Consider the following 20,525-nt stretch of genomic DNA (forward strand, 5'->3'; position numbering starts at 1 on the left):
CCTTTCTTATCGATTAGTTATTTGCGCCGTGGCAATTTTTATATTTTTTTCCTGAACCACAAGGACATTCGTCATTGCGTCCAACAGTATTCTCGTTACGAACAGGTTCTTTTGGACCTTCATTCACATCCTCCTCACTCACACCTGTAGGCGAAGCCAATTCAGCTTTCGTTTCAATCGTTTTTACTGGAGCCTGCTGTACTTGTCTCGCTTGCATAGAAGTCGGTTCTTGACCAGGGATCTCTCCTTTGAAAATAAAGCTAACGACATCCTTATTCATTGAAGCCAACATCGATTTAAACAAATCAAATGCCTCCATTTTATAAATGATAATCGGATCCTTTTGTTCATAAACAGCATTTTGAACCGATTGTTTCAAATCATCCATTTCACGCAGGTGCTCTTTCCAAGCCTCATCGATTAATGCCAATACGATTCCTTTTTCAAAAGATTTGAAAACTTCTTTACCGTTGCTTTCGATGGCTTTTTTCAAATTCGCCGAAACTTGAATGCCACGGATACCATCCGTAAATGGAATAACGACATTTTCGACGATCTGACCTCTTTCCGCATACACATTATTCAATACAGGAACTGTCAAAGCACCAACGGCCTCAATTTTATGGTGGTAAGCGTTAATTGCATGCTCAAATAGACGATCAGTCAAGCCTTCAATTTTACCCTGTGCAAATTCTTCTGCTGTAATTTCTGGTGTGATCGCAAAAATACGGATTACTTCGATTTGGAAATCTTCGTAATTACCTTGCTCTTTTGCTTCAACGACAATTTCTTCTGCAACATCAAAAATCATGTTGTTCAAATCCACGTCTAAACGTTCTCCAAACAAAGCATTTTTACGTTTCGAATAAATTACGGTACGTTGGGAGTTCATTACATCATCGTATTCCAATAGACGTTTACGGATACCGAAGTTATTCTCCTCCACTTTACGCTGTGCGCGTTCGATGGATTTAGTCAACATACTATGTTGCATCACCTCGCCCTCTTCAACACCCATTTTCACCATGATGTTAGAGATTCTCTCTGAAGCGAATAAGCGCATTAAGTTATCTTCCAAAGAAACGAAGAATTGCGAAGAACCTGGATCTCCCTGACGACCGGCACGACCACGTAACTGACGGTCAACACGACGAGATTCGTGTCTTTCGGTACCGATAATGGCAAGACCACCAGCTTTTTTAACTTCTTCGGTCAATTTAATATCCGTACCACGACCAGCCATATTCGTCGCGATGGTTACTTGTCCTGGGCGTCCAGCTTCAGCGACGATATCAGCTTCTTTTTGGTGTAACTTCGCATTTAATACGTTATGCTTGATCTTACGTAATTGAAGCATACGGCTCAATAACTCCGAAATTTCAACCGATGTGGTACCGACCAATACTGGCCGTCCCTGCTCTGTCAATCGTTGGATTTCTTCAGCTACAGCATTGTATTTTTCACGGGCCGTACGATAGATCAAATCTTGACGATCATCACGTTGGATTCCACGATTTGTCGGAATTTCTACCACATCCAATTTGTAAATTTCCCAAAGCTCACCGGCCTCTGTCGACGCTGTACCCGTCATACCCGAAAGTTTGTGGTACATGCGGAAGTAATTTTGCAATGTAATCGTTGCGTAAGTTTGTGTCGCATCTTCTACTTTCACATTCTCCTTTGCTTCGATCGCCTGGTGCAAACCATCTGAGTAACGACGGCCATCCATGATACGACCTGTTTGCTCATCGACAATTTTCACTTTACCTTCATCAACGATATATTCAACATCATTTTCAAACAAGGTATATGCTTTTAACAACTGGTTGATCGAGTGGATACGCTCTGCTTTAATCGAATAATCGCGCAACATATCTTCTTTCTGAGCTGCCTTTTCTTCCAAAGTCAACGAAGACTTTTCAATTTCGGCAATCTCAGTACCAACATCCGGTAAAATAAAGAATGAAGGATCTTCGCCTGTTGCTGTAATCAACTCGATACCTTTTTCTGTCAATTCTACTTGGTTGTTCTTTTCATCAATCACAAAATAAAGTTCTGCATCTACTTTAGGCATATTTTTATTTTGCTCTTGCATATAGTAGTTTTCTACTTTTTGTAAGATCGAACGATTAGCGCCTTCGCTTAAGAACTTGATTAATGCTTTATTTTTAGGCAAACCTCTGTACGCTCTTAATAATGCCAAACCGCCGCCTTCAACGTCAGAATCACCTGCCGCCAGCGCTTTTTTAGCATCATTCAAGACGGTATTGATGTACGCTTTCTGTACATGCACCAAACGCTCGATACGTGGTTTTAATTGGTAGAATTCGTGTTCATCGCCACGAGGAATCGGACCTGAGATAATCAATGGTGTACGGGCATCATCAATCAATACGGAGTCAACCTCATCGACCATGGCAAAGTGTAATTTTCCTTGCACCAATGCGTCCGGAGTCTGAACCATATTATCACGTAGATAATCGAAACCAAACTCGTTATTCGTACCATATACGATATCCGATTGATAAGCTTTACGACGTTGCGGGGAATTCGGCTGATGTTTATCAATACAGTCAACAGATAGCCCATGGAACTCAAATAACGGAGCATTCCACTCCGAGTCACGACGAGCAAGGTAATCATTCACCGTTACAATGTGTACGCCTTGACCAGAAAGAGCATTTAGATAGGTCGGTAATGTTCCTACCAACGTTTTACCCTCACCGGTTGCCATCTCGGCAATTTTACCACTGTGCAATACAATACCACCGATTAATTGGACATCATAGTGTACCATGTTCCAAGTGACCTCAGTACCTGCAGCCATCCATTTGTTTTTCCAAATCGCCTTATCACCATTGATGATAACGTTTGATTTGTAAACAGCCAATTCTCTGTCAAAATCGTTGGCAGTAACTTCTAATTCTTCGTTTTCTGTCAAACGTCTTGAAGTTTCTTTTACCACGGCAAATGCCTCCGGCAAAATATCCTTCAATACCTCTTCCAACTTCTTGTCACGGTCTTTGGACAATTTGTCCACTTGCTCGTAAATAGAAGTTTTCTTTGCCATATCGTCCTCGTCTTGATCCGCTTCTTTTTTAAGCGTGTCAATTTCTTGGTCAATATCGGCTAGGTAATTTTTAATTCTTTCTTTGAAATCAACGGTCTTGGCACGTAACTCGTCATTGGTTAGATTTGAAAGCTTCTCATATTCAGCTTTGATTTGGTCTACCACAGGCTGAATTCCCTTGATATCTCTCTCGGATTTACTTCCAAATAATTTACTTAAAAACTTTAACATAATTTTTTTTCTATCTCAACTTAAGATTTTGTACAATAATGACTCCAAAGTAAAATTGCAGACAATTTGACACTAATCGGGCAAATTTAGTTATTAGATATGATATCTAACAGCTTACATCCATTTTTTTTACGTTATTTTTATTGAAAATGTCAGTTCCTTACAGCCTGCAAGAATCCTCTACCTATTTATCCCCTTTTACGCCATCTTGACGTGAAGTTTTTCTGAGCAATATGAGCTTTAAACCGACAGTCAATTTATGATAAAAACAACTTACGGTCTGAATGCGGAATGAATCCCAGTTCCTGTGCCTTTTCAAACATCTTCGTAATTGCATCACGTCCTTCAAGCCCCAATGCTACTGAATATTTATTGACATAAAGTTCAATATGCTTGTACATCACCTCTTCACTCATTTCCTGTGCATGTGCACGAATGAATTCAAGCCCAGATTTCGGATTGGCAAATGCAAATTCTACACTTTCTTTCAAAATCGTATTCAACGTCTCCTTCACTTCTTGTGGCAGACTACGTTTTACGACAATTCCTCCAAGAGGAATCGGAAATTTTGTCGTCTTCTCCCAATACTCACCCAGATCCACCACCTTATGCAGTCCTTTTTCGGCATAGGTGAACCTATTTTCATGAATAATCAACCCTAAGTCGATGGATCCATCCAGTAAAGCTCCTTCAATATCCGAAAAAACAAGTTCTACTTTATTTTTTAATTCGGGGAATGCCAGGCTTAACAAAAAATTAGCCGTGGTATATTTCCCTGGATACCCTACTTTCAATTGATCAAACCCATCTAAACTTTCGGCCCGATCTAATTTTTGCTGCAGCAATTTTGCTAATTTCGGATCCTTCGTAATCAGCATAGGCCCTACACCAAATCCTAAAGCACTCCCTGCATCGAGCAACTCATAATCTTCAACAGCGTAGGCAAAGGCATGATAGCTCAGCTTGGTAATGTCAAGATCGCCTTGAAAAGCTTTCAGGTTCAAGGTCTCCACATCTTGATATTCCACCTCAAAATCCAGTCCTTTGGTATCTATCTTATGATGAATCAATGCATCAAAAATAAATGTATCGTTTGGACATGGAGAAAATCCTAATGTTAATTTCATGTTGTACAAAATTTTTCCCGTCGGTCAGATGGGGTTTATGAATTTTAATCAAACTGTAATTCTATGCGTGATCAGGTATAGTATCATAGCCAAAAAAGTACTTGCAATAATTCCTTTTCCCAGGTGATCTTTCCCCGATCGATACGCAAAACGTAAAAGCACTAAATTAACCAATACAGCTATAGTGTAGATGGCCATAGGCTTCTCGGGTAAAAAATGAAGTTCAAGATCCGTAAAACGTACTAAAATATAAGCCAATACTGGAGATACAATACCGATACCCAATCCGATCCAGCTATTATTTTTCACGTTTATCGCCTCCCCTTGTATTTCCCAAATGATCAAAGCTCCATGAATTCAATTCTGGAATGGCGTGATGTGCCGTCATATCGAACTGTGTCGGAACGACAGATACATAACCATTGGCCAATGCAAAACTATCGGTATCTTCTCCTCTGTCCTGCAAGACAAATTTACCCGTTGTCCAATAATAATCACGATTGTGTGGATCAATACGTTCATCAAATTCTTCTACCCAATGTCCTCCTGCCTGTCGGCAAATTTTAATACCTTTAAAACCTGCTGTTTGGGGAAAATTAACATTCAGCAATGTATTTTTAGGGAGACCGTTAGCCAGCACCTGCTCGGCAATAGAAATCACGTAGGGTCTGCAATAGCTAAAATCCGCATCGTGAGAAAAATTGTCAAGCGAAAACCCCACAGAAGGAATCCCTTCAATGGCCCCCTCTACCGCAGCAGACATCGTACCGGAATATAAAACATTGATTGAATTGTTGAGCCCATGATTGATCCCCGATACACATATATCAGGCTTTTGCCCTTTAAAAACTTTATTTACAGCAAGTTTTACACAATCTACTGGCGTTCCTGAACACTGGTACATTTCAACCCCTTCATATAAATTGATTTTATCCAAACGTAGTGGCCTACCAAGTGTAATGGCATGCCCCATTCCAGATTGTGCCGAATCAGGAGCAACGACAACTACATTTCCGATTTTCTGCATCTCTTCCAACAGCACCTTAATACCTGGCGCTGTAATACCGTCATCGTTAACAACTAAAATATTGGGTTTCATATGTAAATAATTTGCTTTTTAGATGGTCATAAGGGACCCCCAGTCCTCTCGGTCCGTGTTTATGCGTTTAGAATATGGGAATTTCTTCTTTACCATACACGAAGTTAGTAAATCTGAAACCGAGATGTAAATAATATTGACACAACAGGTAATTATTATCTGCAAAGGCCGCACATTAGGACGCCAAACAGTAAAAGCAACTGTGGAAAACAGCGGTTCAAACGAACACATGGAAGTCGGAAAAGAGCGATGAGATTTGGGCGCATCAAATGAGGATCAGATGGTGACCAAATTCGATGTTTTGACAGTGCTTGTTCAGTGCTCGTTCAGTGCTTGTTCAGTGATCATTCAGTGAACACTGAAGGAATACTGACTGATTACTGTTTAAAAATTGGTTAAAAACTGTTATTAAGTAGAATTTGGTCGAAGTATATTGCAGTCATAATAGCCATGTCGATTATCTTAAAGTTGCTACCGCTTTCGGAAAACCAACCGATCACTACGACATCGTTTGCGTAAGATTGTATCGCAATTGACAAATATTAGCCCTAAATTTAGCATTCAAACAAAAATAATAATTCAGTTATGAGCATTAATTTTGAATCCCGCTATGCAATAGGGCCAAAGGAATACAAAACTTTAGATACACAAGGATTAAGGGAGAATTTTCTAATTGAAACAGTTTTTGAAGCAGACAAAATTAATTTTGTCTATACCCACTACGATCGCTATATGGCCGGTGGAGCAATGCCTGTAAGCTCAAAAATCAAATTAGACACCATTCCCGCATTATTAAAAGAACCTTACTTCCTTTCTAGAAGAGAGTTGGGTATTATCAATGTCGGTGGGAACGGTCAAGTCGAAGTTGACGGCATTATTTATGATCTCAATACCAAAGAAGCCCTTTATATCGGTCAAGGTGCTCAGGAAGTTTATTTTTCAAGCCAGGATGCTGCAAAACCAGCAAAATTCTATTTAAACTCTACACCTGCACATTGCAGCTATCCAACTAAAAAGGTAACGAAAGAAGATGCGAATAAACTAGAATTGGGTTCATTGGAAACTGCCAACCACCGTACGATCAACCAGATGTTATTGAACAAAGTGGTACAAACCTGCCAATTACAGATGGGCATGACTGAGTTAAAACCCGGATCTGTATGGAATACAATGCCATCCCACACCCACGATCGTCGTATGGAAGTCTATTTCTACTTTGAATTACCTGAAGGTCAGGCTGTATCACATTTTATGGGACCTATCGATGAAACCCGCCATATTTGGATACACAACGATCAGGCTGTAATTTCACCGCCATGGTCAATTCACTCAGGAGCTGGAACGTCCAATTATACATTTATATGGGGAATGGCAGGTGAAAATTTAGATTATGATGATATGGACAAATGTGCCATCACAGAATTGAAGTAATATGAAAAAAGCACTCGTATTGAGTTTAGCGCTAGGGCTTTCAACGGTTGCTTTTGCGCAGAACAACAAAACCATTACTGTAAACAACTCTTCCGCTAGCGCAAGAACAGAGTTGATCAGTATCCCTTATACCACATTTGAAAAACACTTCGCATTAAAAAACAGTGTATTTACTATTGTGGACAAGGATAAAAAGGAACTGGCCTATCAGCTTGAAAAACTAGGAAAACCGACGGCACAAAATATTTTGATTCAAATAACCGTTGCTCCTAGAAGCTCAACAACCTTTGGGGTTAATGGAAATAAACCCGCAACTGTCACTCCAAAGACTTATGCGAGATACGTCCCTGAACGAAAAGATGACTTTGCATGGGAAAACGATATTGCAGCGTTTAGAGCCTATGGAAAAGCTTTAGAAGGCAGCTCTGAGGATGCACAAGGTTTTGATTTCTGGGCAAAACGTAGCAATGATCTTATTGTTGACGAATGGTATAAAACTGGGGACTATCATGCCGATCATGGCAAAGGATTAGATTATTATTCCGTCGGACAAACCTTAGGTGTCGGCGATGCAACGCCATTCATTGACGAACAGGTCGTTTACCATAAGCATTATCGTCAATACGAGGTCTTGGACAATGGTCCGCTACGATCCACATTCAAACTTATTTATGAACCGGAAAATGTAAAGGGTCAACAGCTACAAGTCGAAAAAACAGTTTCTTTAGACGCTGGGAGTCAATTGAACAAGATAAGCTATTCCATCAAAAACACAACCGCTGCCGCTACGCCAATTGTTGTGGGGATCGCTAAAAGAAAAGAGGAAAAACCTCAAATTCTAAATGATGTAAAGAATGGCATTTTAGCCTATTGGGAGCCTGCAGAAGGAGATAAAATTACAGGAACAGCCGTTATTTTACCAAAAGTAAAGTATGTGTTCAAAGATAGCCCAAAACAATTTTTACTGGCAACCACCGTCAAAAATGATAAACCCTTAGTTTATTTTGCGGGTGCTGCGTTCAATAAAGCTGGCAAAATAGGGAATTTTGAGCAATGGCAGTCTTATGTAAAAACATTCAAAAACAATTTAGATCAACCATTAACAATAAAATATTCAAAATAATGTCCATACTGCAATCTTTTGACTTAAGTGGGAAAGTAGCCTTGGTAACAGGCTGCAAAAGGGGAATTGGCAAGGCAATTGCCGAAGCATTGGCTGAAGCTGGGGCAGATATTATAGGCGTTTCGGCGTCATTGGAAATTGAAGGCTCCGCAGTAGAAAAATCCGTAAAAGCATTAGGCAGAAATTTCTATGCCTACCAGTGTGATTTCGCCAAACGGACAGCGCTTTACGCGTTTATTGAAAAGGTAAAATCAGCGCATCCTGCGATTGATATCCTTTTTAATAATGCCGGAAATATACTTCGAAAACCTGCCGCTGAGCATCCTGATGAATACTGGGATGAAATCATCGAAATCAATCAAAATGCACAGTTTATATTGACGCGCGAGATTGGAAAGGACATGATTTCACGTGGAACTGGAAAAATCGTATTTACAGCCTCTTTATTAACTTTCCAAGGTGGCATCAATGTTCCAGGATATGCCGCTTCAAAAGGTGCCGTAGGATCCATGGTAAAGGCTTTTGCAAATGAGTGGGCTTCCAAAGGTGTCAACGTAAACGGGTTTGCTCCGGGGTATATCGCCACGGATAATACCGAGGCTCTGAGAGACGATCCCGAACGCTCAAAGTCCATTTTGGACCGTATACCTGCAGGACGTTGGGGAACTCCAGAAGATTTTAAGGGGCCAGCTGTATTCCTCGCTTCAAAAGCTTCCGATTATGTTCATGGAACCATCCTAACAGTCGATGGTGGCTGGATGGGAAGATAAAAGTCAATCTTTACGATGAGTTTGTTTTAAAAGTCTTTATTCTCAGGAGTAAAGGCTTTTTTTACAATTCTAAATCCCAGATTACTAAAAGATGCATTGGGACTAACTGAACCTATATATACGGTATTAAAAGCGGCACAGCTATTTTTACTACACCACCAGGACCCTCCACGGGCATGTGCAATAGAGCGGTCGCCATCTCTTTCGAGCTTTCCGGTGCAAAATTCAAATACATTACCAAAGATATCATAAAGTCCCCATGGATTGGGTTTGAATTTTCCGACCGGAGAAGTATAGAGATAACCATCGGAATAATCAGCTTTCAAATGATCTCTACCATGCCATACATTTGCATAATCGCCCATATTCTCTTTACTGAAACCTTCAAAATAATAGTCTTCGCTTCCGGCTCTAGCTGCCACCTCCCACTCATCAAAAGATGGCAATCTACAATTTGCCCATGTACAATAGGCCAGCACATCTTTATAAGAGATACAGGTAACTGGGTGATCCATCTTGGCCGCAATTCCGCCACGAATTACACCATTCGGAAAGCGCCAATAGGCCGTACTATCCTGCAACCAGCGAAACTCCGCCAGGCCAGGCTCAAAGACCATGGCATTATGGTAGCGTTCTGCTAATGTCTTGTAACCCGTTGCCTGAACGAATTTTTCAAATTCGGCATTCGTCAGCTCAAATTTCGAGATCCAGAACGATTCGATATGCACTGTTCTTTTGGGATTATCTAAGCTTGCTGTATCGCCCAAATGATAGTCTCCAGCTGGAATTTGGATATAGTTTCCAGCTTGGGCTTCACATTGGAGATGTAAAACAATCAATCCTATCAAATAGAATAATTTCCTCATTCTCCTTGCCGTTTGTTATAATACAAATTTGACGTTTCGAATACTAAAAATCCAACTGCACTACTTGCTTTTTTTCTCATCGTAATATTTAAGCGCCCGACTAAAGATCAGCGCCTCATTTTCTTTGTTGTAATTTAGATACGAATAATAATTACTGTCCTCTCCATACAACTTTTTAAATGAACTGGATTTTATAAATTCACTGTATTCACCACGTTTCATCAGTAATAACAGCAACGTCAATGCATCTTTATCCTTTGGTGTTTTCTTGGCATAATCAACAATAAAAGGGATCATCTGCCAGCCATTAATCTCCACTATGGCATGCTTATAATTTACCCCCATCCGTTTGCTCCGGACAACAGATTCCTGAATAAGCTTCATCACCGAATCCCTATTTTCCTGCAAAAAATCAGTCTGTCTTTGCGACCAAGAGGATTCATTAAAGCCGTCCAATAATGTAGCAAATATTTTTTTGTCGATCTGTGTCTGGTACTCGGGTATAGCACAATTTTGCGCATATAGCTCGGCATGAATCATGGTATAGGTGAACTTTTCACGCAGCGTTAGCTTTTTAAAATCAACGGCTGAAATCGCATTTATTCCCGCATCTGTTGTTTCCTTATCTTCTTCGGGGATTATTGTTGAAATTAATGCTTTTACTTTGTCCAAACCGTAAGGCGGTATGGTCATTTTGCTCCGCAGCTCAATAGCAGCAGGATCTATAAAAAGACTATTGTCATCCGCACTATCCGTCTGTGCCAAACCGGTCCCCCAATACACGAAACACATAAACAATAAAACGATTTTTCTCATAGCATACGAATTAATATATTTTTCTCTATCATAAACCTCCCCAAAAAGCCCAGAATTAAACTTGAGACTCATACCGCTAACTAAACAAGCCTGATAGGTAAAAAAACAGGTTCTCACGAATGATTGCTTTTATTTCCAGGCTATTTTAATTATTCATTAAAGATCGTCTTATCTGAGCTTAAAAGTGAAATATTATTCCTGCAAAAAATTATTCCTTAATATTTTCTTGAGATAGCTACAAACAAAAATCCCCGGATTTAATAAAACCCGGGGATATCATGCTTCATTTACTTCCATTTATATCAAGAATATAAACCTTTCTTATCAATAAATTCAATCACCTTTTTAGGTGTAAAGAATTGAATATTCTTGTTTTCCTTGATTGCATTTCGCAAAAAGGTAGAGGATAATTCCATTAGTGGGGTGTCGGTCATCGTGATAGCGGGATGATCTTTAAATTTTTCATTATCGAACCCTGGTCTAGGATAAACATAAATCTGGTAATCACGCAAGATAATATCCGCATTCTTCCACTTTTCCAGCGATTCCAAATTGTCTTGTCCCATAAGTAGCACAAATTCCCGGTTTGGATATTTCTCGCTAAGATGCGTTAAGGTATCGATGGTATACGATGGTATTGGCAAATGGAATTCAATGTCACTTACTTTCAAATGATCACAGTCTTCCAAAGCCAGATTTAGCATTTCCAAACGGTCATAAGGGTCTGCTAAGGTGGACTTCTTTTTAAATGGATTCTGTGGAGAGACCACAAACCAAACTTCGTCAAGTCCAGTAAAATTGGCCATATAGTTAGCTATAATCAAATGCCCTATATGCACCGGATTAAAAGAACCAAAAAACAAACCAATCTTTCGCATGAACTTATTTATTGATAAATCCCATGACAATTTCTTCCGCATCGGCACATGCTGTAGCTAAATCAAAATTGTTCAATATGACATCAAATTTATTGGCATAGGTAAGTTCCAATTCTGCTTTCGCAAAACGCTCTTTCAGCTTTTCTTCCGAATCCGTTCCACGTCCTGTCAAACGCTCCTTAAGCACCTCCAATGATGGCGGTTGTACGAAAATAGAAATTGCCTGTTCTGGGAATTTTGATTTCAAACGTAATCCACCGACAACGTCGATATCAAAAATAACATGTTTACCTTCTTTCCAAATACGCTCAATTTCTGAACGCAAAGTACCATAGAAAGTCCCTGAATATACTTCCTCAAATTCGATAAACTCCTGTTTTGCTACCTTATGCAAAAATTCTTCTTTCGACATAAAATAGTAGTCCTTTCCATTTACCTCCTGCCCTCTTGGATCACGTGTACTTGCTGAAATGGAAAATTCAATCTTATCACCGTGTTTACTTAAAAGATCTCTTACTATTGTCGTTTTTCCAGCTCCCGATGGTGCCGAGAATATAATTAATTTACCGCTCATTCTTATAATACGTTGAGCAATTGCTCTTTTATTTTTTCCAATTCTTCTTTCATTCTGACCACGATCTGTTGAATGCCGGCATGGTTAGCTTTGGAACCTAAGGTATTGATCTCCCGCCCCATTTCTTGTGAAATAAATCCCAATTTTTTCCCGTTTGAATCCGCAGAATCAAATGCCTTTAAAAAGTAATTGCAATGGGCGCGCAATCGGACTTTTTCTTCGGTCACATCCAATTTGTCAATGTAGTAAACCAACTCCTGTTCAAATCGGTTCTGATCCACATTATCTTTACCCACCGTATCATTTAAAAATTGTTCAATACGCTGTCTGATCAAAGGAATACGTTCTACTTCTAAGGCCTCTACTTCTCCAAGGTAAGTTAAAATAAGCTCCGCGCGCTTCTTTAAATCTCCAGCAAGCACATTACCCTCGTCTTCACGAAATGTAGTAAAACGTTTGACCGCATCATAGAAAGCATCCATCAATACTTTGGATTCTTCGTCATCAACGGAATCATCATTATTGGTAATTACCTCAGGCATATTTAACGCCAGTTCAAACAGATTGACATTGGTATCGTTAAGTTCCAAAGCGATCTGCTGCAATTGACTGTAATATTTTTTGAGTAAATCAGCATTAATAGAAGATGCCTTCGCCGTTTGATCCGTGTATTCAACAGTTACATTCATGTTCACTTTACCACGCTCAATAAGTTTACTGCTCTCAGTGCGCAGGGTCAATTCTTTGTCCGAAACAACTTTGGGCAAGCGAAGATTTAATTCAAGGAATTTTGAATTTAAGGACTTTATTTCGACACTATATTTAACTTTACCGTTATCAGCGGAAGCCGTGCCATATCCTGTCATGGATTTTATCATATGCAAAGGTATGACTTTTCAGTAAAAATTGAATACCCTGCGTCGATTAATTGCTGATACTCCCCAAATTACCTTTCATTTATCTACCAGTCGTGCTTGGCTATGATAACAACTAAATAACTTTCATAAGGTTTGGCACCTTTACACTCGACGTAACCAATTCCGACATCGTATAGCGAAGCATTCCACTGATCCATGCCCAGTAAATGTGTGCGATGATGATAACCCGGAGCTTCCTTTCCAATAATTAGAGCCTTAATGCCAGCGGTAGCACTAGATCGGTTGGCCGCAATAGACTCAAAATTGTTTGCATTTCGTTTGGACAGCCATGTTGGGTTAAGTTGATATCCGGCTTCGTCAATGAAATAATTTGGTCCATACCCCTCAGGTGAAACATGGTCAAAATAGGAGCGCTTGGCCATATCTTTTGCCCGATAAACTGCAACCTCCGCCAACTCCTTATTCCAATTGAGTTTGGTCCGTTTAATCTTCTGCAAGTTGAAGAGCTTCAGCTCTTTCTTATACCGTTCTGGATTCGTACGGATTTTGTTCAGTAATTCATAGGCCTCGGTCGCCTGATGATGATCGACAACGATACGTTGGGCAAAAATAGACTGTGTAAAAAGCAGGGTAAATGCTAAAACCAAATAGTTCATACGTAAATAATATCTTCTTGAGTGAGCTGACGAGATATCCAAACTATCGTCTCCCCTTCGCTTTTATAGAGTCTAACCTCTTGTTTATAGGCAATGTTTGTACTTTTTGATAGGGATATTTCGTACCAATCCTTTAACCTTAAAAGACTGCATTTAGTATGTAACGTTTAATCTTTTTTTGTTTTTGTCTGCGAAAAAAACTGTATAAGCATGGGTATTAAGCTAATAAAGATAACCGCCAAAATAACAAGGGAAAAATTATGCTTAAAAAATGGTATTTGTCCAAAATAATAGCCAGCCAAAATAAATAATGAAACCCATAATATGCCCCCAAGTATATTATATTTCCCGAAGGTTGTATAGGGCATACGGCCAATGCCTGCCACAAATGGTGCAAAAGTCCTTATAATCGGTACGAATTGGGCATATACAATAGTCCTTGTTCCATGCTTAGCATAGAAATCTTGCGTTTTTTGCAGATAAGCCGGTTTAAATAACCTTGATCCAGGCTTAAAAACCCGAACTCCAAAATATTTGCCAATTTCATAATTCACAAAATCACCGAAGATAGCGGCAAAAATAAGAATGACTATAAATAATGGTAAGGAAAGCTGACAATCCGGACGGGCAATGATTGCTCCCAAGGCAAATAAAACGGAGTCACCAGGGAGGAATGGGGTAACAACAAATCCTGTCTCCGCAAAAATGATTAAAAACAAAATCAGATAAGTCCAATTTTCATAACTATTGATCAGTTGCAATAGATGCTGATCGATATGCAGGATAAAATCAATAAGCTGTGAAATGAATTCCATTTTTTTGATCTATAAAAAAAGGGAATCTTATTGGATTCCCTTTTTAGTTTTTATCTTTTCTTTTACAAGCTCGAAGATTATTGGCAATATGGATATAAAAATAATAATCAATACGACCTTCGAGAAGTTATCTCTTATAATAGGGATATTTCCTAAAAAGTATCCTGCTAGGGTTATACCTCCCACCCACAAGACGGCACCTACGACATTATAGGTAATGAAAGTACCATAATTCATCCTTCCAATACCACCAACAAAAGGCGCCAAGGTCCGTACGATTGGTACAAAGCGAGCGATAACAATTGTTTTACTGCCATATTTCTCATAAAAAGAATGTGTTTTGGCAATTTGCTCGTCTTTGACAACCTGTTTACCAAAGAGCTTAAATCTTGTAAGGCGCATACCAAAATGTTTACCGATAGCATAATTTAAGGAATCTCCAGAAACTGCGGCGATCAATAAAATGAGAATCATCAACCATACGTTAAGATCATTCGGTTGTGCGGCAAGCATACCTGCAGCAAACAACAACGAATCTCCTGGTAAAAAAGGCATTACAACCACTCCAGTTTCTACAAAAATGATGAGAAACAGAATAAGGTATGTCCAAGTCTGATAATCATTGACTATTTCAACCAAATGTTTATCGATATGGAGAATAAAGTCAATAAGATGCGTAACTATTTCCAAAGCGAAAAGACGATTAAGCGTTGTTTAACATAACCGGCATCACCAACATCAAAATATCTTCATGATCTTCAGATACAGCCGGAATCAATAAACCAGCACGATTTGGCGTACTCATCTCCAAAACAACTTCTTCACTTTCCAAGTTATTTAACATCTCGACCAAGAATTTAGCGTTGAAACCAATTTCCATATCATCGCCTTCAAATTGACAGGATAAACGTTCATGCGCTTCATTCGAGAAATCAAGATCTTCTGCAGAGATATGCAATTCACTACCCGAGATCTTCAGGCGAACCTGATGTGTGGTTTTATTAGCGAAAATCACCACCCGTCTCAATGTATTTAAAAACAATAGTCTATCGACAGTCAACTTATTTGGATTGACTTGAGGAATTACAGCAGCATAATCTGGATAACGCTCATCAATCAACCGACAGATCAAATTGATATTACCAAAACTAAAGAATGCATTGGTTTGATTATATTCAATAGATACTGTAATATCATCGGATGGCAATGAAGATTTAAGTAAAGAAAGTGCTTTTTTCGGTAAAATAAGGGATGCGGGTTTCTCCGCTCCGATATCCGTTCTTGAATAACGCACTAACTTGTGCGCATCAGTAGAGACAAAAGTCACATTCTTTTCAGCTAATTGGACCAAAACACCAGACATAGCAGGCCTCAACTCATCATTACTGACGGCAAAGATCGTCTTACTGATTGCTTCAGACAGAATAGGCGCTGGCATCTGAATGACTGAACCATTATCTATTGAAGGAATTTTAGGAAAATCGTCAGCATTCTCTCCACTCAATTTATATTTCCCATCACCGGCACTGATCTCAATAGCCAAGGTATTCATGTCTACTGAAAATGCTACTGGTTGATCTGGCAAAGTTTTTAATGTCTCGATCAAAATCTTCGACGGCATGGCTACTCTTCCCTCTTCCTTTGCTTCGATCTGTAAAGAAGTAACCATACTTGTTTGCAGATCCGTAGCAGAAATAGTCAAGTTATTGTCTTTTATTTCAAAAAGAAAGTTTTCCAAGATTGGCAAAACAGTACTTGTACTGGATGCACCATTGATAGCTTGTAACTGCTTTAATAAAATTGATGTTGATACAATGAATCTCATTTCCTGAATACTAATTATTATGTGCAATAATACACAAATTAATCAATATTTTTCAGTTTTATGGGCGCCTTTCTTTCCACATCAGGCGATTTCAATCGTTCAAATAAGCAATTGTATTTCAATTAATAAGCACAGCGCCAAAAGTATAGAAAGCAAATTGGGCCCAATAAATCACAATATTTATTACATTTGTATAATAGCAGTATTGTATGCAGTTTAAAGAGATCATTGGGCACAAAGACATCAAGGAACATTTAGTTCGCACAGTTCAAGAAAACCGTGTGAGTCACGCGCAATTATTTCTTGGTCCTGAGGGTTCAGGCAGCCTTGCTCTTGCTTATGCTTATGCGCAGTTTTTGAATTGCGAAAACCGGCAATTGACAGACAGTTGTGGCGAATGTCCATCGTGTCGAAAATATAGCAAACTGATCCACCCTGATCTTCACATGTCGTATCCTTTTATAGCCAAGCATAAGGAAGATACAGCAACAGATTATGCGGACAGCTGGCGAAAATCTTTTCTATCCAATCCCTACATGGGACTGGAATATTGGCGCAATCAGTTGGATGCGGACAATAAACAGGTGAATATCAATATTGCAGAGGCGCATGGTATCATCAAAAAATTAAGCCTAAAGTCCTTTGAAGCGGAATATAAAGTTTTAATTATGTGGTTGCCCGAATACTTGGACACACAAGGCAATGCGCTGTTAAAGTTAATCGAAGAACCACCCGAAAAAACGCTCTTTATTCTAGTTGCAGAAAATCAGGACAAAATATTAAATACGATCATATCACGTACGCAATTGGTCAAAATAAAGAAGTTGGATCACATGGAGGTCGCACAACATCTCAAGAGCGTATATCATCTTTCGGATCAGGAATCAGCTGAAATTGCGTTTATAGCGGATGGAAACCTGCAAGAAGCCATGAATCAAATTCAATCGCAAACAAATAATCATTTTGGCATTTTAGTCAATTGGTTGCGTTTCATTGTTTCAGATGCTGGAACCAATATGATCTCGTTAGTGGAAGAAGAACTCTCAAAAATGGGGCGAGAAAACCAAAAAAGCTTTCTTTTTTATGCAATTAATATGATGCGTCAAATTATATTAATCAAAGAAGGGCTTTCCAGTTTAGTGTTCTTACCGGCCAAAGAATTGGATTTTGTTCAGAAATTTGCAGTACACTATACCGTTGAACAAATTGAAGCAACAATAAATCTATTTGAGGAAACACATTATTTTGTAGAAAGAAATGCAAATCCCAAAATATTATTTTTAGATTTATCTTTGCAGTTAACATTAATATACAAGTACAAAACGTTTCCGAAAGGAACTCAATATATATAAATAGAAAACTATGGGATGTGGCAGTTGCTCATCCGGCGGAGGTTGCGGTACTACCACGACAAATGGTACACCAGCAGGATGTCAGAACAATGGCTCTTGCATGACTAGCGGATGTAATAAATTAGATGTATATGACTGGCTTTCCGATATGGATATGCCTTCAAACTATAAACCATTTAATATCGTCGAAGTACGATTCAAGGGATCACGAAAAGATTTCTTTATTAATGTAGACAATACCTACCTAGAAATGGGGGAAATGGTGGTCGTAGAACCTTCTACCGGTGGCTATGATGTCGGACATGTCTCCTTAACAGGTGAATTGGTCAGACTACAATTAAAAAAGAACAATGTTACCCCAGAAATGGTAACTAAAAAAATCTATCGGAAGCCCAATGAAATGGATGTAGAGAAGTATAACGCAGCAAAAGATCTCGAATGGGAAACGATGCACAAAGCCCGTAAACTGGCTTTGGACCTGGGTTTGTCCATGAAGATTTCTGATGTTGACTACCAGGGTGATAAAACCAAGGCTACCTTCTACTACACAGCTGAGGGCCGCGTGGATTTCCGTGAGCTTATCAAAAAAATGGCCGAATCTTTCAGGATACGCATAGAAATGCGCCAGATAGGTATGCGACAAGAAGCTAGCCGCCTCGGTGGCATCGGCTCCTGTGGTCGCGAACTTTGCTGTTCAACCTGGTTAACGGATTTCAAAACGGTTTCTACATCGGCAGCACGTTATCAAAATCTTTCGTTGAATACGTTAAAATTAGCGGGCCAATGCGGAAAATTAAAATGCTGTCTCAATTATGAATTGGATAGCTACATGGATGCTTTAAAAGACATCCCAAATAATATCGACCGCATCGAAACACAAAAAGGAGTTGCTTATCTTCAAAAGACCGATATCTTCAAGAAAATGATGTGGTTCTCTTTTCCTGGAGCTGAAAATTGGATTGCCATCCCCGTTCAACAAGTCAAAGAGCTTGTCGAAATGAATAAGCAGGGAATCAAACCGGAAGCTATTTCGAGTGCAGTAGATAACGATGAAGTCAGAGAAGAGAAAAATATCAACTACGATTATGAAAATGTGGTCGGCCAAGATAGCTTAACGCGACTTGATGATCGGAATAAAAGAAAGAAAAAAAGAAAATCAAAAAGCAACACAGTCAAACCGGAAAATAAGGCTGGACAAAAGACTGAAAAGTCGGACCCAAATCCACCCAAACAAGGGGGAAAACCTCAGGTAGCGAACGATTCTACAGCACCTACGGTGAATAAAGACAATAAAGAAGGTGGGAATAGACCAAAGAAACGTTTTAACCGCCATCGGAATAAAAACAAAGGTAATAACAACAATGCTGCTCCAAAAGCAGAATAAAAAAAAATATGCCTAATTTTAACCCATTAGGCATATTCTTTTTATAAATAAACATGAGACTCAAACGCACACCATTTCTTATTGGTATATTATGTATTTGCATAGGGGGTTCTTGTGAACAGACTTCCATTATAAATGATAACAAACCCATTGATAATAAAGCTTGGTTGAATACATCACCGTCTAGCTTTCAATTTCATATTAGCGATAAAGCCAAACGATATGATGTATTAATGGATGTCCGTCATACACCGGAATATGCCTTTTCGAACCTTTTTATCCTGATCTACCAACGTGGTCCAGATAAGAAGCAATCTATTTTCCGCAAAGAAATAAAAATGGCTCGATCCGATGGAAAATGGCTCGGAAAATCCTCAGGGAGCTTATATAATAACCAATCCATAATCCATAAAGATTACCTATTTCCGGATACAGGTATGTATACTATTTCCATCATGCAGAATATGAAAGAAAATCCGTTGAAAGAAATCACCGACGTCGGACTAACGGTTATTCCAAAATGATTGCTTTTTTACGTTATCTATTATTCCCCTTTTCGATCCTATACGGCTTAATCGTATGGCTAAGAAATAGACTATACGATTTCAAGCTGCTCAGCTCAAAGTCATTTGAAATTCCCACGATTGTAATCGGTAACCTTTCTGTCGGAGGTACAGGAAAAAGCCCAATGACTGAATTTGTTGTTTCGAGCCTCAAAGATCAGTATAAAACAGCAATACTTAGTCGAGGCTATGGGCGGGTGACTAGCGGATTTCATTTGGTAAAGACCGATTCGCTAGCAAACAATGTTGGCGATGAACCCTTACAATTCAAAAATAAATTTCCATCGGTTACCGTTGCGGTTTGTGAAGACCGCTGTACGGGAATAGAAAAACTTCAATCAGATCATCAACTGATTATTCTGGATGATGCCTATCAGCATCGAAAATTATCGCCGCTTTTTAATATTCTATTGTTTGATTTTTTATCATTTGGTAGTCCCATGTTTGTTTTTCCTACAGGAAACTTTAGGGACTTACTGATTGAAGCCAAACGGGCGCAGATTATAACAATTACCAAATGTCCAATAGATCTCTCGAACCCTGATAAAAAGCGTATAGAACATAAAATCAGACGCTATAATAAGAACGCATTAATTACTTTTAGCCATATAAATTACTTTCAAGCCATTGACAGCGTCGGAAATACGATCGATTTCAACGACAGCGATGTTATTTTGGTTACAGGCATTGCCAAACCGCAACCGCTCGTGGATTATATCAAAAAGAAGGCAAATTTGGTCAAACACCTATCTTTTGGGGATCATCATACTTTTAGTGAATCAGATATTGAACAAATTACAAAATCCTACCGAAGCCTAGCTAGTAGTAACAAAATGCTGTTGACTACCGAAAAAGACTTTCAGCGGTTAAAACCATTTCAACAACAATTGGCGGCTATTGATTTGGCCTATCTTCCAATAGGCCTACAATTTCATGATCCTATCCATAAAGAACTATTCCTTAAAACAATCCATAATGCAGTAGCTCAAAGTGTTAATCAACCTTAAATTTTGTTAAGATAAATTGCTATACTAGACTTTTTCCTCAAATTTATATTCAATAGGTAA

The 20,525-nt window shown here is 39.0% G+C and carries 20 protein-coding genes; 7 read left to right on the forward strand and 13 right to left on the reverse strand.

Annotated elements, in window-relative coordinates:
* Positions 1 to 13: 13 nt before the first annotated feature.
* The 4 genes from secA to surE form a co-directional block, all read right to left on the reverse strand.
* Positions 14 to 3,301, reverse strand: coding sequence for a preprotein translocase subunit SecA (secA, locus tag B4Z90_RS24770; protein ID WP_286803607.1), 3,288 nt, complete (start codon positions 3,299 to 3,301; stop codon positions 14 to 16).
* A 257-nt stretch (positions 3,302 to 3,558) separates the two neighbouring features.
* Positions 3,559 to 4,428 carry a menaquinone biosynthesis family protein gene (locus tag B4Z90_RS24775; RefSeq protein ID WP_070562601.1) on the reverse strand — a complete coding sequence of 290 codons (870 nt, stop codon included), beginning with the start codon at positions 4,426 to 4,428 and terminating at the stop codon, positions 3,559 to 3,561.
* Between the two features lie 48 nt (positions 4,429 to 4,476).
* On the reverse strand, positions 4,477 to 4,737 hold the full coding sequence (locus B4Z90_RS24780) for a hypothetical protein (RefSeq protein WP_070562604.1): 261 nt from the start codon (positions 4,735 to 4,737) through the stop codon (positions 4,477 to 4,479).
* A complete protein-coding gene (gene surE, locus B4Z90_RS24785) occupies positions 4,727 to 5,527 on the reverse strand; it encodes a 5'/3'-nucleotidase SurE (protein ID WP_046672576.1) in 801 nt (266 codons plus the stop codon). Before surE ends, B4Z90_RS24780 begins: the two co-directional genes overlap by 11 nt.
* A 585-nt stretch (positions 5,528 to 6,112) precedes the next feature.
* Between surE and kduI the strand changes: the two genes are divergently transcribed.
* The 3 genes from kduI to B4Z90_RS24800 are packed head-to-tail and all read left to right on the forward strand — an operon-like array spanning position 6,113 to position 8,851.
* Positions 6,113 to 6,958, forward strand: coding sequence for a 5-dehydro-4-deoxy-D-glucuronate isomerase (gene kduI, locus B4Z90_RS24790; protein ID WP_070562607.1), 846 nt, complete (start codon positions 6,113 to 6,115; stop codon positions 6,956 to 6,958).
* Position 6,959: 1 nt separating this feature from the next.
* Entirely contained in the window at positions 6,960 to 8,081 is a 1,122-nt protein-coding gene (locus tag B4Z90_RS24795) for a DUF4861 family protein (protein ID WP_070562610.1), read from the forward strand.
* Between the two features lie 5 nt (positions 8,082 to 8,086).
* On the forward strand, positions 8,087 to 8,851 hold the full coding sequence (locus tag B4Z90_RS24800; protein ID WP_172462444.1) for an SDR family oxidoreductase: 765 nt from the start codon (positions 8,087 to 8,089) through the stop codon (positions 8,849 to 8,851).
* A gap of 26 nt (positions 8,852 to 8,877) precedes the next feature.
* Here B4Z90_RS24800 and B4Z90_RS24805 read toward each other — a convergent pair whose 3' ends face one another.
* From B4Z90_RS24805 to dnaN, 9 genes are all read right to left on the reverse strand, one after another.
* The gene (locus B4Z90_RS24805; protein ID WP_083295818.1) at positions 8,878 to 9,717 is read right to left on the reverse strand and encodes an SUMF1/EgtB/PvdO family nonheme iron enzyme; all 840 of its coding nucleotides are present in this window, start codon (positions 9,715 to 9,717) and stop codon (positions 8,878 to 8,880) included.
* A gap of 60 nt (positions 9,718 to 9,777) precedes the next feature.
* Complete coding sequence (locus tag B4Z90_RS24810; protein WP_139144915.1) at positions 9,778 to 10,533, reverse strand: hypothetical protein; 756 nt, start codon at positions 10,531 to 10,533, stop codon at positions 9,778 to 9,780.
* Between the two features lie 302 nt (positions 10,534 to 10,835).
* On the reverse strand, positions 10,836 to 11,411 hold the full coding sequence (gene nadD, locus B4Z90_RS24815; protein ID WP_070562618.1) for a nicotinate (nicotinamide) nucleotide adenylyltransferase: 576 nt from the start codon (positions 11,409 to 11,411) through the stop codon (positions 10,836 to 10,838).
* A 4-nt stretch (positions 11,412 to 11,415) separates the two neighbouring features.
* Positions 11,416 to 11,985 carry a guanylate kinase gene (gmk, locus tag B4Z90_RS24820; RefSeq protein ID WP_070562620.1) on the reverse strand — a complete coding sequence of 190 codons (570 nt, stop codon included), beginning with the start codon at positions 11,983 to 11,985 and terminating at the stop codon, positions 11,416 to 11,418.
* A gap of 2 nt (positions 11,986 to 11,987) precedes the next feature.
* Positions 11,988 to 12,851 (reverse strand): YicC/YloC family endoribonuclease, encoded by an 864-nt coding sequence (locus B4Z90_RS24825; protein ID WP_286803609.1) that lies wholly within the window; start codon positions 12,849 to 12,851, stop codon positions 11,988 to 11,990.
* A gap of 95 nt (positions 12,852 to 12,946) precedes the next feature.
* On the reverse strand, positions 12,947 to 13,519 hold the full coding sequence (locus B4Z90_RS24830; RefSeq protein WP_070562622.1) for a CAP domain-containing protein: 573 nt from the start codon (positions 13,517 to 13,519) through the stop codon (positions 12,947 to 12,949).
* A 167-nt stretch (positions 13,520 to 13,686) separates the two neighbouring features.
* Entirely contained in the window at positions 13,687 to 14,334 is a 648-nt protein-coding gene (locus tag B4Z90_RS24835) for a DedA family protein (RefSeq protein WP_286803611.1), read from the reverse strand.
* Between the two features lie 27 nt (positions 14,335 to 14,361).
* A complete protein-coding gene (locus tag B4Z90_RS24840) occupies positions 14,362 to 15,024 on the reverse strand; it encodes a DedA family protein (RefSeq protein ID WP_083295820.1) in 663 nt (220 codons plus the stop codon).
* A 13-nt stretch (positions 15,025 to 15,037) separates the two neighbouring features.
* The gene (gene dnaN, locus B4Z90_RS24845; protein ID WP_046672565.1) at positions 15,038 to 16,159 is read right to left on the reverse strand and encodes a DNA polymerase III subunit beta; all 1,122 of its coding nucleotides are present in this window, start codon (positions 16,157 to 16,159) and stop codon (positions 15,038 to 15,040) included.
* Positions 16,160 to 16,368: 209 nt separating this feature from the next.
* On the opposite strand from dnaN, the gene B4Z90_RS24850 reads away from it, so the two are divergent.
* Genes B4Z90_RS24850 through lpxK form a run of 4 tightly spaced genes read left to right on the forward strand, consistent with a single transcriptional unit; the run spans position 16,369 to position 20,465 of the window.
* The gene (locus B4Z90_RS24850; RefSeq protein ID WP_070562628.1) at positions 16,369 to 17,511 is read left to right on the forward strand and encodes an ATP-binding protein; all 1,143 of its coding nucleotides are present in this window, start codon (positions 16,369 to 16,371) and stop codon (positions 17,509 to 17,511) included.
* Positions 17,512 to 17,521: 10 nt separating this feature from the next.
* A complete protein-coding gene (locus tag B4Z90_RS24855) occupies positions 17,522 to 18,895 on the forward strand; it encodes a PSP1 domain-containing protein (protein WP_172462425.1) in 1,374 nt (457 codons plus the stop codon).
* A 53-nt stretch (positions 18,896 to 18,948) separates the two neighbouring features.
* Positions 18,949 to 19,419, forward strand: coding sequence for a gliding motility lipoprotein GldH (locus B4Z90_RS24860; protein ID WP_070562634.1), 471 nt, complete (start codon positions 18,949 to 18,951; stop codon positions 19,417 to 19,419).
* On the forward strand, positions 19,416 to 20,465 hold the full coding sequence (lpxK, locus tag B4Z90_RS24865; protein WP_070562637.1) for a tetraacyldisaccharide 4'-kinase: 1,050 nt from the start codon (positions 19,416 to 19,418) through the stop codon (positions 20,463 to 20,465). Before B4Z90_RS24860 ends, lpxK begins: the two co-directional genes overlap by 4 nt.
* Positions 20,466 to 20,525: the final 60 nt, after the last annotated feature.

It is taken from the genome of Sphingobacterium sp. UBA5639 (genome assembly GCF_002421245.1).
Lineage (GTDB): Bacteria > Bacteroidota > Bacteroidia > Sphingobacteriales > Sphingobacteriaceae > Sphingobacterium > Sphingobacterium multivorum.